Origin of the sequence: Algoriphagus sp. AGSA1 (genome assembly GCF_021390545.1) — a bacterium.
Classification (GTDB): Bacteria; Bacteroidota; Bacteroidia; order Cytophagales; family Cyclobacteriaceae; genus Algoriphagus.
The window spans coordinates 111372-126618 of record NZ_JAJUWR010000010.1 but is presented as its reverse complement, the minus strand read 5'-3'; the positions used below and the strand labels follow the sequence as shown (position 1 = coordinate 126618).

The 15247-nt window shown below is 42.8% G+C and carries 14 protein-coding genes; 5 read left to right on the top strand and 9 right to left on the bottom strand.

Going from position 1 to position 15247, the window contains the following annotated elements:
• Positions 1-92 precede the first annotated feature (92 nt).
• The 6 genes from LZF95_RS09690 to LZF95_RS09665 form a co-directional block, all read right to left on the bottom strand.
• On the bottom strand, positions 93-686 hold the full coding sequence (locus LZF95_RS09690) for a porin family protein (protein ID WP_233754790.1): 594 nt from the start codon (positions 684-686) through the stop codon (positions 93-95).
• Between the two features lie 58 nt (positions 687-744).
• Complete coding sequence (locus LZF95_RS09685; protein WP_233754789.1) at positions 745-1827, bottom strand: alanine racemase; 1083 nt, start codon at positions 1825-1827, stop codon at positions 745-747.
• Between the two features lies 1 nt (position 1828).
• The gene (locus LZF95_RS09680) at positions 1829-2269 is read right to left on the bottom strand and encodes a GNAT family N-acetyltransferase (RefSeq protein WP_233754788.1); all 441 of its coding nucleotides are present in this window, start codon (positions 2267-2269) and stop codon (positions 1829-1831) included.
• Entirely contained in the window at positions 2266-3702 is a 1437-nt protein-coding gene (locus tag LZF95_RS09675; protein ID WP_233754787.1) for a sodium:solute symporter, read from the bottom strand. Before LZF95_RS09675 ends, LZF95_RS09680 begins: the two co-directional genes overlap by 4 nt.
• Positions 3703-3972: 270 nt before the next feature.
• On the bottom strand, positions 3973-4269 hold the full coding sequence (locus LZF95_RS09670) for a helix-turn-helix domain-containing protein (protein ID WP_306422307.1): 297 nt from the start codon (positions 4267-4269) through the stop codon (positions 3973-3975).
• Complete coding sequence (locus LZF95_RS09665) at positions 4259-4423, bottom strand: type II toxin-antitoxin system RelE/ParE family toxin (protein WP_368670771.1); 165 nt, start codon at positions 4421-4423, stop codon at positions 4259-4261. The genes LZF95_RS09670 and LZF95_RS09665 overlap by 11 nt, the downstream gene beginning before the upstream one ends.
• A 596-nt stretch (positions 4424-5019) precedes the next feature.
• On the opposite strand from LZF95_RS09665, the gene LZF95_RS09660 reads away from it, so the two are divergent.
• From LZF95_RS09660 to LZF95_RS09650, 3 genes are all read left to right on the top strand, one after another.
• Positions 5020-6228, top strand: a complete 1209-nt coding sequence (locus LZF95_RS09660; RefSeq protein ID WP_233754784.1) for a DUF4221 family protein — start codon at positions 5020-5022, stop codon at positions 6226-6228.
• Positions 6225-6455, top strand: a complete 231-nt coding sequence (locus LZF95_RS09655; protein WP_233754783.1) for a hypothetical protein — start codon at positions 6225-6227, stop codon at positions 6453-6455. The genes LZF95_RS09660 and LZF95_RS09655 overlap by 4 nt, the downstream gene beginning before the upstream one ends.
• Before the next feature lie 132 nt (positions 6456-6587).
• The gene (locus LZF95_RS09650) at positions 6588-7658 is read left to right on the top strand and encodes a hypothetical protein (RefSeq protein WP_233754782.1); all 1071 of its coding nucleotides are present in this window, start codon (positions 6588-6590) and stop codon (positions 7656-7658) included.
• Between the two features lie 632 nt (positions 7659-8290).
• On the opposite strand, the gene LZF95_RS09645 is transcribed toward LZF95_RS09650, so the two are convergent.
• Genes LZF95_RS09645 through LZF95_RS09635 form a run of 3 tightly spaced genes read right to left on the bottom strand, consistent with a single transcriptional unit; the run spans position 8291 to position 11695 of the window.
• Positions 8291-9040 carry a succinate dehydrogenase/fumarate reductase iron-sulfur subunit gene (locus LZF95_RS09645; protein ID WP_233754781.1) on the bottom strand — a complete coding sequence of 250 codons (750 nt, stop codon included), beginning with the start codon at positions 9038-9040 and terminating at the stop codon, positions 8291-8293.
• Between the two features lie 29 nt (positions 9041-9069).
• Positions 9070-11004 (bottom strand): fumarate reductase/succinate dehydrogenase flavoprotein subunit, encoded by a 1935-nt coding sequence (locus LZF95_RS09640; RefSeq protein ID WP_233754780.1) that lies wholly within the window; start codon positions 11002-11004, stop codon positions 9070-9072.
• A 10-nt stretch (positions 11005-11014) separates the two neighbouring features.
• On the bottom strand, positions 11015-11695 hold the full coding sequence (locus LZF95_RS09635) for a succinate dehydrogenase cytochrome b subunit (protein ID WP_233754779.1): 681 nt from the start codon (positions 11693-11695) through the stop codon (positions 11015-11017).
• A gap of 298 nt (positions 11696-11993) precedes the next feature.
• Here LZF95_RS09635 and LZF95_RS09630 point away from each other — a divergent pair, with 298 nt between their 5' ends.
• The gene (locus LZF95_RS09630; protein ID WP_233754778.1) at positions 11994-14774 is read left to right on the top strand and encodes a gliding motility-associated C-terminal domain-containing protein; all 2781 of its coding nucleotides are present in this window, start codon (positions 11994-11996) and stop codon (positions 14772-14774) included.
• Complete coding sequence (locus LZF95_RS09625; RefSeq protein ID WP_233754777.1) at positions 14771-15214, top strand: thiol-disulfide oxidoreductase DCC family protein; 444 nt, start codon at positions 14771-14773, stop codon at positions 15212-15214. Before LZF95_RS09630 ends, LZF95_RS09625 begins: the two co-directional genes overlap by 4 nt.
• Positions 15215-15247: the final 33 nt, after the last annotated feature.

The following is a 15247-nucleotide window of genomic DNA, read 5'->3' as shown; positions in this document are numbered from 1 at the left end:
GGCAGCTGTGCCCTCTGTGGTCTTTGTGGTTTATAAAAAAATGCCTCCAAATTTCTTTAGAGGCATTTTAGTTTATATCAACTTTCACTTGGTTAGAAAGTATATCCTGCAGATAATTTAAACCCTCTGTTATACACATCTGCATCACTGTCCTTGAAAATCGGTGTCACCCCATAATCATAGGAAGCCTGTACATTAAAGCCTTTTGGCAGGTTGTACCCCAAGCCAAACACAAGCCCGAAATCCGTTTCCTTGATCGCATCCGAATCATAGGACACCGTGTTGCCAAAGAAATCCCCTTCAAATTTGGAATTTGCCAAGAATGAAATCTGTGGTCCTAGGAAAACATTGAAGCCATCGGACGGGTACAATCTCAGAAGCACAGGCACATCTACATAGTTTAGGATGGCCCTACTGTCGATAAAGTCATCATTTTGGGTTCCTTTGACTGAGTAATAGACCCCTGGCTCCAAGGCCAAACGATCCGTCATAAACAGCATGGCATATCCCCCTACATGGAAACCTACCCTATTGGTATAAGAGTTTTCTGAAACATCATCTCCTCCAAAATTGAAAAGACTGGCACCACCCCGAACACCAAATCCTCCAGGTTTATCTGATGATTGAGCTTGAGACAACTGAACCGCTGCCAATCCAAGGGCAAGAATTAACATTACTTTTTTCATAGTCAAACACTAGTTGGTTTCTCCCCTGTATTCCCATGACCATGCCAAAAGCAATTTACTAATCCAATTTTTCTATCACTTTCTTCTCTATGTAATCAGAGTTCAGCAGACTCAGTGCCCCCATATATCTCATGTCAAAATTAAGCGTATCACCTACTTTATATCCATTGGGGTTTTTGCCCAGATTGATAATCAGCATATCCGAGCTCCCCCCTAGAATCTCGTATTTTTCGTCACTGGGAATTAGATATTTGGGATCTACATCCAGCAATCCTATATCGATAATCGCCCTAAATGAACTCTGTCCGTAGAGCGACTCATCAATTTCAGCAGTTTCTCCTTGGGGATTGGCAGCTAGATTCCCCATGGGTAAGAGAGGTTTCTCCTGCATCTCTATAATCTCGGCATGGAGTTCAAAAACATCTCCGTTCATTCCTTCGATGATTTTCTCCTCAAATAAATCCAGCCCAAAATAAAGCGTCTCCCCTACCCGGAAGTGATTGATTCCTTTTGGAAGCTGATGGGTGAGCATAAGCGGAATGGTCACCGAGGTACCCGCAGATACCCATGGGATTTCCTTGTTGAACTTGAGCTCGATGATCTGCTTGTAAAGTGAGAGCTGTATCAGCTTGTCCGTGGAAGGCATCACCCCGTTCAGGCAGTTCAGATTGGTACCAAGACCTATGATTTCAATGTTTGGAAGGTGGAAAATTTGGGAATAAAATTCCACCAATTGTTCGCCCATCACACCCTCGCGCAGGTCACCGGTCTCCACCATGATGATAATCTTGTGCTTTTTGCCCTGCTCCACGGCCTCCTGGCTGATCCATCGGATCGTTTCCAGCTCACTGTTGAGACTTACATCCGCAAACTTCACCATTTTGCTGATGTTTCTTTTCGACACCGGTTTGATGTAAACGGTCTGTATCCCGGGATTGAGCGATTTCACCATCGCCAGGTTACTTATCCTGCTATCATGAATCTCATCCACACCTAGATTTATGAGTTCTTGCAGAAACAGCTTGTTGCCACAGAGAAGCTTGGAGACTACGCCCCATGCTATCCCATTGTCTTTGAAAGTCCGCTTAAGGTACTCAAAATTCTCCTTGAGCTTTGCCTTATTTAATGTCAGATAAGCCATTTCACTTGGTCAATCTCATTTCAAGATATTTATTGGTAAAGCCGATTCTTTCGTAAAGTTTCTTCGCTGGATTATCCGGCTCCACATGAAGCGCAATAGAGCCGTTCGCCATTTTTATGGCCATATCCATGAGTTTTCCTCCTATACCCTTTCCCCTTTGCTCGGCATCTACAGCTATATATACCAGGATATTTTCAGGAATATAGCCCGACATACCTGTTTTGTTCATGACAAGAGCCCCGAGCAATTTGCCATTTTCCCGTGCCATTACGACAAATCCTCCGGCGTGCAAGCTTTGATCCAAGGCGTAATCCAAGCACTTCATAATATCCTCTTTTGGATCCCCATATTGTCCAAGGTGAACGAATAGAAAGTCTGCGATCTCATTCTTTTGAAGATAAGTAGCAGAGTCAATGGTAGAGAGAGTTTCTAGTTTGATCATATAGATTTTAACTTTGAACTGTGATTTTTTTCATAATAGATCACCGACAGAAATGTCAGCAATGAGAGTGTGAGCCCGAATAAATTGGCATCCAAACCAAATGGAAGCGAAGCCTCGGAGACAATCAATCCAGCGGTCAAAGAACCTCCGGTGATCATGGAAGAAGTGGCGGCTTTGGCACTTGTCTGTCCAAAAAACAAACCCGCCACTACGGGAACCAATAGCCCGGAGACCATAAACGCATAGGAATATAGCATCAAACTGAGGACTTCCGTCATCTGCCAGGCAATAATAATTGCCACAATTCCTATTGCCAAAGTCAAGAGCTGTGATATTCTCATCTCCTCTTTCAGAGATTTGTTCGTGAAGAATTTTCCTAGAATATCTGTAGTCATATTTCCAGAAGCTGCCATCAGGCAGGAATCCGCCGTAGAGAGAACCGCTGAGAAATAGGCTGACATCATCAATCCCAATATCCCCGCAGGCAAGATTTGACTCAGCAAAACCGGAAGTCCCATCTCAGGATCCATTGCAGTGGTGAAGCCTTCCAAAGCCCCTTGCTCTACTGCCACTCTGGATAGTAAACCTAAAGAAACCCCTAAAAGTGCCATAATGGGCCACTCAAACAGTCCTGCGATAAACCAAGCCTTCTTGGCGGACTTCACATCACGGGCTGCAAAAATCCGCTGATAAAGCGTCATACCAACAAACCAGATGGGAATAATCGTAATCCCCCAGTTGGCTAGATCCTGCCATGTAAGATTGGAAAAAGAGAAGAATTCCTGAGGCAGGGTATTCTGGATTCCCTCCCAGCCACCTACGTAATTGTACGCAATCGGAATCCCGATAAACATCAATCCCGCCATCAAGACGATCCATTGTATGGTATCGGTATAGATTACTGCCTTCAAACCGCCCATCACGGTATAAATCACCGCAACAGCTCCCATGATCAAAAGGGCATATGAAAGGTCAAGTTCTACGAAAGTCCCAGAGGCGAGCTTGGCACCTGCCAACAACTGGGAAGAAGTAAATCCCAAGTACCCTAAAAAACAGATCACTGCGGCGACTTTGGCCGTGGTGGAATTATACAAATGACCGATGATCTGTGGAAAGGTAAAAAACTTGGCAAAAGCAGGATCGGACTTTACCCTGGGAATCAAAACCACTGCGGCTAACCAAGCGCCTAAAAGTCCGGTGAAAAGCATCCAGGATCCCGAGAGCCCCATCACAAATCCCAGTCCTCCCAAGCCGATGGAGAATCCCCCTCCTACGTCAGTGGCAACGACAGAAAGGCCTATGTGCCACGACCCAATACTTCGACCTCCCACATAGTAATCCTCCTGACCTGAGTTCTTTTTCATGTAAAAAAATCCCACACCCAGCATTGCCAGCATGTAGGCCACAAAGATCCCAAGATCTATATAACTCATATCTATTTTTAATTTGTAACAAAATCCTCTTGAAATATAATTTTTCAAAGGTAAGCAATAAGGCTCACATTCAAAATTTTAATCGGTACAAAGGACAAATTTGAACTTTCAGTGCAATTTTGAATTGGAATAGTATAAAAACAAGAGGGACAAAAGACCGAAGTCTGTAAATTAAAAAATTCTCTTGCAAAGAGATGGACACTTTAGAAATAAAGAAAAGCAGAAGAATTCTTGAATCAGAATATCAAATTAGAAAAGCTAGCTAAATGGTTAAAATTTTATTGAAAGGTCAAGTTCTCCACCGAGCCCCATTTCTACAATTTTTTTCAAGGTGGAAAGTCGAACTTCCTTAATATTATTCTCGATTTTTGAGATGTAAGATTTGGTTGTACCTACCTTCTGAGCAAGTTCTTCTTGAGTCATTCCTTTTACTAGTCTTGCCTCATGGATCAATGAACCAATCTTGAAATTCTCGTACCCCTCTTCCAACTTGTCTCGCTTTAGCGTGCCAATTTCCCCGTAATGCTTGTCCTTAAATTGGTCAAGAGTCAGTGTATTATTTTTCATTTTCATATTCCCTTTTAATTTTCAATGCTTTGTCTATTTCAGTTCTAGGAGTCTTTTGTGTCTTCTTTTGAAATCCATTCATCAGCACAACAAGCTGCCCTTCGTCAAAGAAGCAAAAGATTCTAAAAATGTTATTCCCTACCTGAACTCTCACCTCATAAAGACCGTCAGTTCCTTGCAAATGCTTTAAATAGGTCGCAGGAATATTCTGGATTTCTTCTAAGATAAGAGGCTAATTGTCCAGATTATTTTTGCTGCACTTTTTCAGTCTGCCTAATGAAGAAAGACTCAAAGTACTCCTTATAGAAAATAACCGTTCTGACCTTAATGCTCACGCAACAAAGCTACTCGAAGTTTCACTTTAGTGCAACGCACTTAGTGAAATACATGTGATTTATTGAGGGTAAAAAGAATTAAATCAATTGCTCTTTGTGGTTATTCTTCGAAAAACCTTTCATCTCTTATTCCCTACCTCCTTTTTCAGAATCCCCTTTTTCACGCTTTCGTTAATTAGGTTTTCCACATAGTACCAAATAAATGTAAAACCATGCTTAATAGCTTTTTTCTTGCCGTTAACTTTTTTGACATGGGACATCAAACCCCAACATGTTGCTTCTGGTAGACTAAGCAAGTCATTTTATCAAAAAAATAATTTAAGACTTCAATATGGACATGCAATTAGTCTTTAGTAGGCTGCCTTTAAATCCCGCAACAACTACCTAATTATAAAGTTTTTCATTATTTTAGGCTATGAAGTTTATAAAAGAAATAGTGTTTCGATTTCCAATAGTCGCTTTAGTACCATACCTAATACTTTTAATTTTAAGCTCGTGTAAGCAGAATGAAAAAGCCAGGAGCACTTCCTCTCATGCAAAGTATCTCATACGGGAAGTTCCTTTAGCACTGGATGATTCCACCTCCAATGAGTTCCATTACACCCAGTATTACCAAGAGGGTTCAGAGGAATACCTGGTCACCCTTAATACCTTGACCTACACAGTGGACAAATATTCCCTTAGTTCTGGTGAAATGGTCAAGCGTACAAAAATCCCCATGGGCGGCCCAGATGGAGTCACGGGCAGAGTATTACAAGGATTGACCTACAGCTCACCCGATTCCATCTTCGTATTCGTGAAAGGAAATATCAATGGCAGCATTTGTATAGATGAGGACGGGAATTTTGTGCATAAGCTTACCCCTGATCGGAATAAATCAATAGATCACGGTTTGATCAACCATGTTTCTACTGTACCCAACCCAACGTTCAAGTCCGGAAATAAACTTCATTTTGTGCGATACAGCCTGGGAGACAATTATAATCCCTCAGAATTCAATAAACAATTTCCCATAACCCTAGAGTATAATATTGAAACGAATGAACTGACCTATGATTCACTAAATACCTATCCAGACCTATATCTGGATAAAATATGGCCATTCACGGACACAGACTATTCTCGCACTGCTATATCAGACTCCTTGTACCTGATCTCATGGCCTTTGATGGACTCCTTGGTGGTATTTGACAAAAAAAACAATGCTATAAACCATATTTCAGCGCAAAGCAAGTACTTTAAGAGTGCCCCACAAGACTTTAAAATAAGACCCACTGAAGAACAGGACAATGAACTTGTACTGAGCAACTATCGCTACGGCGATGTTCACTACGACCGGTACAACAAACTTATTTACCGGATAGTCCTTCACCCTTTGAAAGATTACAAGAACAAGACAGCCTGGCCTGCTGCGAGCGAACAGGACTTTTCCATTATCGTGATGGATGAGCGCTTTGAAATCATCCATGAAGTGGATTTCCCGGGAAGCCAGTATTCGTCTTTTTTAATTATCCCCAGCAAAGCAGGGTTAATGCTTTTCAGAAACAATATCTACGATGAAACAGTGTCAGAAGACGAACTAGCCGTGGAGATTTTTGATCTTTCTAAGCCCATCCAACCATGAGTCTATATAAAAAAATGTGCTGTTTTATACTGATTCTTGCTTCATGCTCACCGAGGCAGCAAGATGACACCATTTTGGCTGAAAGAATTAAGTTAACCAAAGAGGCATTAGATATAACTACAGATGATTTTTTGGTAGTATTATTAGATAAATGCCCTTCGTGCCAAGTAGTTTATAAAGACGTTGCGCAAAAATACCTTGACTCAGGAGCCGTGGTCATTGCTTAAAAAACTCAAAGAAAGCTAAACTATTTATTGGGGGAGACTTTCCTAATTTTAATCTGGATAAAGACTTTATCAGTAAGCGGTTGAAGTTAATAGAGAGCTTCCCTGTATTTTACAGGAAAAACGGAAATTCATATGATTCCTTTGTCATTTTACCTCCAAAAAACCCAGGTCAATAAGCACCCTGCCATACTTAGCATCCTAATTCTGTCTCTACTTCTTTCCTGCCACTCCAATCCTCAAAAGGCAGACGAGCCAGCATTCAGTTATCCTATCGTTTTATCCTCCGCTTTCCCAGAAAAATCTACCATCAAGGATTTCCACTTTGATGAAGATGATTTATTTATACTGAGTAGTTACAACCAGATTTTTAAAGTAGCTCCCTCAGGAGAGCTGGATTTAATCTATTCCGATAAAGTGGATCTAGACCCTTCGGGGATTCCTTATCAATATCCAAACGGAGCAATCGCCCAAATTTCCTATTACGATCAAGAGCTTGCCATTTATTATGCCCAACGAAAATATTTAGAAAAATTCTCCCTGACAGACGCTGCTCTTCTGAAAAAAATCAAAATTCCATCATTGGAAGAAGATTTTTTTCTTAACGTGTACAACCTTGGCTTATCCAATAATGAACTAGAAAACATTGTAAATCTTTCACGGCAAACAGGCGAATTCCAAATTCAGAGTTTGAATATGGAAACTGGGGAAAGTAAACTTATGGCTACGGGTGAATTCCGCCATACAAGTAAGTCCATTGCCACTCATATTTCGGAAGACAACTTTTTCATCATCGATCCTTCAGAGGCATACCTTTCCTTCTTTGACAAGAATGGAAATAGAGTCTCTGATTTTGATTTTTACTCTGAAAAATTAACCTTTACTGAAGGACAAGGAGCGGTTGAAGAGACATTCAAATCTGCCCTAGAAGATGGCAACATACGGATAATAGGAGGAACCGGTACCCCGGAGCATTTCACACTAATTGTCGGTATCTCTAAACGCGACCCCTTAACGAATTCTCTTGAATACAGCTATTTTCTTTTTGAGAAATCTGAGAATTCATCTTCTATTTATCCCATGGACAAGCTTACGGAAACAATCATAACCAAAGGAAACTTAGTGCTAGTAGCGAGAAAAGCTGATAAAAAACTGAGTATAGAGATAGCAACTTGGCCTGAAATAATTGAGAAAATAGTTCCTTAAAAAATTTCAGCGTTATGCCTAATGGGGTTTCTCTACTTCAGTTTGCCTATGTATTCCTTTCTAGTCGTGTAATTTCCCAATAGAAAAAGACACAAAATAAATTATCGAAACTTAAATATTTTTACAAGTTTCGATAATTTTCAAAAGTTGCCACAAAGGACAAACCTAGCGAAAACTATCATCTCCCCACTCACGGATGTAGTAGCTGGGCGATTTCTATTGTTGTCAAGTCAGTGCTATTATTAGATTTCATTGTTGTTTATTTTACTGCAAGCACAAAATGATACGATTTGATACGTTTAAATTTGATTATGACACGAAAAATGTCATTGTTTTCAGTTGTAAGGCTTTCTTGTTGTGAGTTTGTCACGCCTTGCTACTAACGGAGAGGGGGTTGCGATGACGGGGAGTTTTAGCACTAAATTTCATATATCTAGACCATCCTGAGATTTCTTCCATTATCATCATCACGACTTTTTCTATTACCAAATAAAAGAAATAATCGTCCTTACACCTCGAATCCACCCCCTTAACAACTAGCTATTTTTCCAACTATCTAAAATCCTCTCACATTCTCCCAAACCAAAAAAAGCCGACTCTCGCCGGCTTTTACTATAAAATCTATGCTTCAATTACACATTCTCGCTTTTCACTGAAGCTGAGAAATATTCTCTGTTCATTCTGGCTATATTCGTAAGACTGATCCCTTTAGGGCATTCAGCTTCGCAAGCCCCTGTATTGGTACATGCACCGAATCCTTCCGCATCCATCTGGGCCACCATCTTCTCTGCTCTGGTCATTCGTTCTACTTGACCTTGAGGCAGCATGGCCAACTGGGATATTTTCGCAGAGGTGAACAGCATGGCAGAGGCATTTTTACAAGCCGCCACGCAAGCTCCACAGCCTATGCAAGTAGCCGAATCAAAGGCTTCATCAGCTATTCTCTTTGGAATAGGAATCTCGTTTGCGTCAGGAACACCGCCTGTATTCACAGATACGTAGCCACCGGCTTGGATGATTCTGTCAAAAGAACCTCTATCTACCACTAAATCCTTTATCACCGGGAAAGCCGCTGCTCTCCAAGGCTCGATCGTGATGGTATCTCCATCGGAGAACGAGCGCATGTGAAGTTGGCAAGTAGTAGTCTGCTTAGGGCCATGAGGATGGCCGTTGATATATAGTGAGCACATGCCACAGATGCCTTCGCGGCAGTCATGGTCAAAGTGTACCGGGTCTTCACCTTTTGCGGAAAGTTCCTCGTTCAAGACATCCATCATCTCCAGGAATGACATGTCAGTGGAAATTCCATCTATAGGATAGGTGACAAATCCGCCTTTATCGCTGGCGTTTTTCTGTCTCCATATTTTTAATGTCAGTTTCATAATTAATAGCTATGAATTAAGTCTTGAATTTATTTGTAGGATCTCTGGGTCAGCTTCACGTTTTCAAACACCAGAGGCTCCTTGTGCAATGTCTCTGGAGCATTTTCAGCCATAAACTCCCAAGCTGCCACGTAAGCAAAGTTCTCATCATCTCTGAGTGCCTCTCCTTCCGGAGTCTGGGATTCTAACCTGAAGTGTCCACCGCATGACTCAGATCTGTTCAGTGCATCGTCCACCATCAGTTCTCCAAGCTCCAAGAAATCAGCTACACGACTGGCTTTCTCCAGCGTCTGATTCAGTTCCTCATTGGCACCAAGCACTTTCACATCAGCCCAGAATTCCTTTCTAAGTTCCTGGATCATACCTTTAGCCTTCTTCAATCCCTCTTCGTTCCTGGCCATGCCACAATATTCCCACATGATATGCCCCAGTTTCTTATGGAAGTAATCCACTGTTTTGGAACCATTGATACTCAACAGCTTTTGGATCGCATCCTTCACTCCTTTTTCTGCTTTCGCAAATTCCGGATGCTTGGGATCAACCGGACTTGGCCCGATTTGCGCCAGATAATCACCTATAGTGTAAGGGATCACAAAGTAACCATCCGCCAATCCCTGCATCAAAGCGGAAGCTCCCAGACGGTTAGCACCGTGATCTGAGAAGTTTGCCTCTCCCAGGGAATAGAGTCCGGGAACGGTAGTGGACAAATTGTAATCTACCCAAAGTCCACCCATGGTATAGTGGACGGCCGGATAGATCTTCATGGGAGTTTGGTAAGGGTTCTCTCCTGTGATCTGCTGGTACATGTCAAACAGGTTGCCATATCTTGCTCGGATAGTATCTTCACTGTCCCTGTTGATCGCATCCCGGAAATCAAGGAAAACCGCCTGTCCGGTTTCATTTACACCACGTCCTTCATCACATACGTCCTTGGCATTTCTGGAAGCCACATCACGTGGCACCAAGTTACCGAAGGAAGGATACTTTCTCTCCAAGTAATAATCCCTATCCTCTTCTTTGATATCTTTTGGCTTGATCTCTCCTTTACGAAGTTTCTCAGCCATTTCTTTTGTTTTTGGAACCCAAACACGTCCATCATTTCTCAGGGATTCGGACATCAGGGTCAGCTTAGACTGATGGTCTCCGGACACCGGAATACAGGTCGGGTGAATCTGCGTGTAGCAAGGGTTGGCGAAATAAGCTCCTTTTTTGTGCGCTCTCCAGGCAGCGGTCACGTTAGACCCCATGGCATTGGTAGAAAGGAAAAACACGTTTCCATATCCACCTGTGCAAAGCAGTACCGCATGGGCAGCGTGGGTTTCGATAGCACCTGTGATCAGATTTCTGGTTACGATACCCCTGGCATGCCCGTCGATAGTCACCACATCCATCATTTCAGTACGCGGGTAAAGCTTCACTTTGCCATTGGCTACCTGACGGCTAAGAGCTGAATAAGCTCCCAAAAGCAACTGCTGTCCCGTTTGGCCCCTGGCGTAGAAAGTCCTGGAAACCTGTGCCCCGCCAAAAGAGCGGTTGGCAAGCAATCCACCATACTCTCTGGCGAAAGGAACACCTTGCGCCACGCACTGGTCAATGATATTTACAGACACTTCCGCGAGGCGGTACACATTGGATTCACGGGAACGGTAATCTCCTCCTTTGATGGTATCGTAGAATAGGCGGAATACGGAGTCACCGTCATTTTGGTAATTTTTCGCTGCGTTGATCCCGCCCTGAGCGGCGATGGAGTGAGCGCGGCGGGGGCTGTCCTGAAAGCAAAACGCCTTCACTTTATAGCCCAACTCTGCCAAAGAAGCGGCAGCTGAAGCTCCTGCAAGACCGGTACCTACTACGATTACCTCGTACTTTCTCTTATTGGCTGGGTTTACCAGCTTACTGTTGAATTTATGTTTCGTCCACTTTTCGGCTAAAGGGCCTATAGGGGTTTTTGAATCTAGTATCATGAGGGACTGATTAGCTCTGTGTGAAATAGATATAAACTGGCATGCTGGCAAATAAAATCGGCACCAGAATACTGAAGAGTATTCCTACCGTGTGGATGGCCGGAGAATATTTTCTATGGTTTAAACCAAGGGTTTGGAAAGCGCTGGAAAAACCGTGGGAGAGGTGAAACGCAAGGAATGCCATTGCGATTACATACCCTATTACCATTAACTCATTTTGAAAAGCAAAAACAACTATACTGTAGAGATCCTTATATTCCTCGCCAGCATAGGTTACATAAGGAAGTTCTCCCCAATGCATCTGAGCCCAAAAACCCTGCAAATGAACAACTAGGAAAATAAAAATGATGGTTCCCAATATCCCCATATTTCTGGATGAAAAAGAGGTCGAGGGAGGAGTAGAAACACCATAACCTATCGGACGAGCGGCTCTGTTTCTTTTGGAAAGCCAGATGGAGAAAATCACATGTCCAATGATGGAAATGTAAGTCAGGTAAGAAAGTAGCTTTACTGCCGGATTGGTGGTCATGAAGTGCGCATAAATATTAAATGCCTCCCCGCCATCATCCTTGAACAATAACATGTTCCCCGACACGTGACCTATTAGAAACAGAATCAGGAAAAGCCCGGTCAATGCCATGATCAGTTTCCTGCCTATTGTGCTACTCAAGGTTTTTGTAACCCAGCTCATACAATTTTAGTGATTAGATTAAAACGAAATCTTTGATTATTACTGCCAAATTTACATGCCGAACAACTAGCAAACAATCCAATCTAAGGCACTTTCCTTATTTTAATCAGTTCTAAATAGGGAATACTCCTCTAGGAAATATCTCCCCGAATAACCCGAAGAAAAGATTATACGTTTGATTTTACGGGGATTTTCTACTTATTTCCGTTTCTTTCGTACAAGAAGATAGTATAGTAAAAACCTGAAAATGGAATAAATTCGTACATTCTATCTTTCCTTACTAATGACTTTGACCAACATGAAGCTGAAACTCGCCCTCGGACTTTTTCTAATATTTCTGATAACCGGAATTTCTGAAGCTTGGGCCACACATATTAGGGCTGGTGAAATCACAGCAGAGCGGCAATCACCACAATCCTTGGTATATAAAATCACGGTAGTAGGATATACGGATACCAGATCGAATGTGATTTTTGGCCCGGGAACAATAGATTTTGGCGACGGAAGAGTCGTAGATGGGCTAAATACAGAAAGTGCATTTGAACTTGTAGAGGATCTAGGAAACCAAATCGAGAAAAATACCTTTGTCATTGAACATACTTTTCAGGGCCCTGGCACCTACACCATCCGCTTTTTGGAGCAAAACCGAAATGACCGTACCCTGAACATGGACAATTCGGTAGATACACCGTTTTATGTGGAGACCACCATTACCATAGACCCTTTCATTGGAGTAAACAACTCACCCGTCCTGACCATCCCTCCCGTGGATAACGGAGCTGTAAACGTGAGGTATATCCACAACCCCGGGGCTTACGACCCGGATGGAGATAGCCTTGCATATGTGATGGATGTACCTAAGCAAGCTTTTCAAAGACCGGTAAACAATTATAGAAGTCCGGCATCCTCAGAATTCAGCTTCAGTCAGGAAGACGGGACTACCCCTGCATTCCTGACCTTGGATCCTGTCACAGGTGATCTGGTGTGGGACGCGCCCGGTACTGCAGGGCAGTTTAACATCGCATTCCGGGTAAATGAATACAGAAAACTGAACGGCAAGTGGGAGCTCATAGGCAGTGTGGTCAGGGATATGCAGATCATTATAGAAAATTCGAACAATCGAAGACCAGAGCTGATTCTGCCGCCTGATCTCTGCGTAGAAGCAGGAACACTTATTGAGGAAATCATCCAAGGAGAAGACCCTGATGGTGACCCGGTAAGAATTGAGGTTTTTGGAGAACCCATGGAAATCACTTCTTCCCCGGCGAGCTACTCACCTGAAAGTGCATTCCAACCCTCCCCAGGTATAGTAAACTTCAATTGGCAGACCGTCTGCAACCATGTGCGTGCCAGGGAATATGAAGTACGGGTGCGTATCACTGACCAACCTAGATCTGGCCCAGCGTTAGTGGACATCAAGACCTGGCGGATCAAAGTTGTGGGACCTCCCCCTGTTTTTGATGAGATAGAACAGATGTCCGGGAGGTCAGTGGAACTAAACTGGGATCCCTATGTATGTGCCAATTCCGCATCTGAAATGCAGGTCTGGAGGAGAATCAATTCTGATCCCTACCAGCCTGATAGTTGCGAGACCGGAATCCGTGCAGGCTACGAATTGATAGGAACGACCAACATGCAGACACAAGATTTCCTTGACACAAACGGAGGGGATGGATTGGCTCCAGGCAACACATATTGCTATAGATTGGTCGCTGCTTTTCCAGAGCCTAGACTTGGGGAAAGCATAGTCTCAGAAGAAATCTGTGTCACCATAGATGTGGATGTACCCATCATTACTAATGTAAGTGTGGAAGAAACCGATCCTACAGCGGGAGAGATATTTGTAAAATGGACTCCTCCATATGATATAGACAAAGTGCAATTTCCTGGCCCATACAGCTATGAATTACTTAGAAGCTCCGGATTTACAGGAAATACGGGACAGGTATCTTTGGGAGTAACTTCAGACACGCTTTTTACTGACACAGGTCTGAACACAGCGTCTTTGGTTTACAATTATGAGGTGGTCTTGCTAGACAGAAACACCAAAATCGACACTTCTTCCAAAGCCTCTTCTGTATGGGCAGACCTGACTATCATCAATGAGGCCATTGAAGTAAATTGGCAATTTACCGTTCCTTGGAACAATGCTGTTAGTGAATTCAAACATGAGGTCTATAGAAACAAAACTGATGCTGACGCAGCTGACGAAGATACTTTTGTGAAGATCGCAGAAGTAGATGTGACTACAGAAGGCTACACCTTCCTTGATGATGGCAGTTTCAACGGCATTCCTCTCAATAAAGAAATCGAGTATTGTTATTATGTGATTACCAAAGGGTCTTATAATGTAAGCGGGTTAGTCTATCCTTTGGAAAACAAATCACAAATCGTATGTGGCATGCCGGATGACAACCGATTGCCTTGTCCGCCAGTGCTTACTTTTGAAGGACCTGAGTGCTCTGCCTATCTTGCTGAGGTTCCCTGCAACAACTCCACCTATGAGCATGATTTAAGCTGGACACCTGATTTCTCAGGAGAGTGTGATGATGAACTCAGCAGCTACAGATTATATTTTACACCTGAAGGAGAATCAGGTCAATTTGAATTAGTAGCTACGCTATCATCACTGCAACTGGAAACTACTATTACCAACTTGCCAAATTACCGCGGGTGTTATTACATCACGGCTGTGGATAGGTCTGGAAACGAATCTGAGCCTAGCAATATTGTGTGCGTGGATAATTGTCCTAATTACGTCCTGCCAAATGCATTCACCCCAAATGGTGATGGTTTCAACGAGACCTTTATGGCCTTTAACAACCCTTTTCCACAATGTCCTCGATTTGTCCAGGGAGTGGAGATCTTCATTGTGAACAGATGGGGAGTAGAAGTATTTTCATACAATAGTCTGGAATCTGCGGAGAATGACATCTATATCCGCTGGGATGGAAGAGATAAAAACGGAAATGAACTGCCAGCAGGCACTTACTACTATTCTGGCAATGTAATCTTCGATGTACTCGATCCTGCGCTCAAAGAGCAAACTCTAAAAGGAACGATACAGCTCCTTAGATGATGGCAAACAAATCCATCATATTCTTTGATGGCGTATGCAATCTTTGCAATGCTTCCATAGATTTTGTGATCCGAAGAGATAAGAAAGATCACTTTTTGGTGGGAGCATTGCAGGATGATTTCAGCAGAAAAATCCTTTCCGGATTTGAAGTAAGGGAAGATTACCTTGACTCATTGGTCCTGTTGGAAAACGGCAAGATATACTATAAAAGCAGCGCTGCACTGAGAATAGCCAATAAGCTCTCAGGACTATGGCCTGTATTATATCCCATTATTCTTTTGCCCAAATCCCTACGGGATCCAATATATAATTGGATCGGCAAAAACCGGTATCGCTGGTTTGGCAAAAAAAATACCTGCCGTCTCCCTACCCCAGAGGAAAAATCAAAATTTCTTTCTGAAGAAACATTACGCCAAACCGGACTCAGCTTAGATTCCTGAACTTTCACCTTGCAGACTCACTTTGGGAAAAGC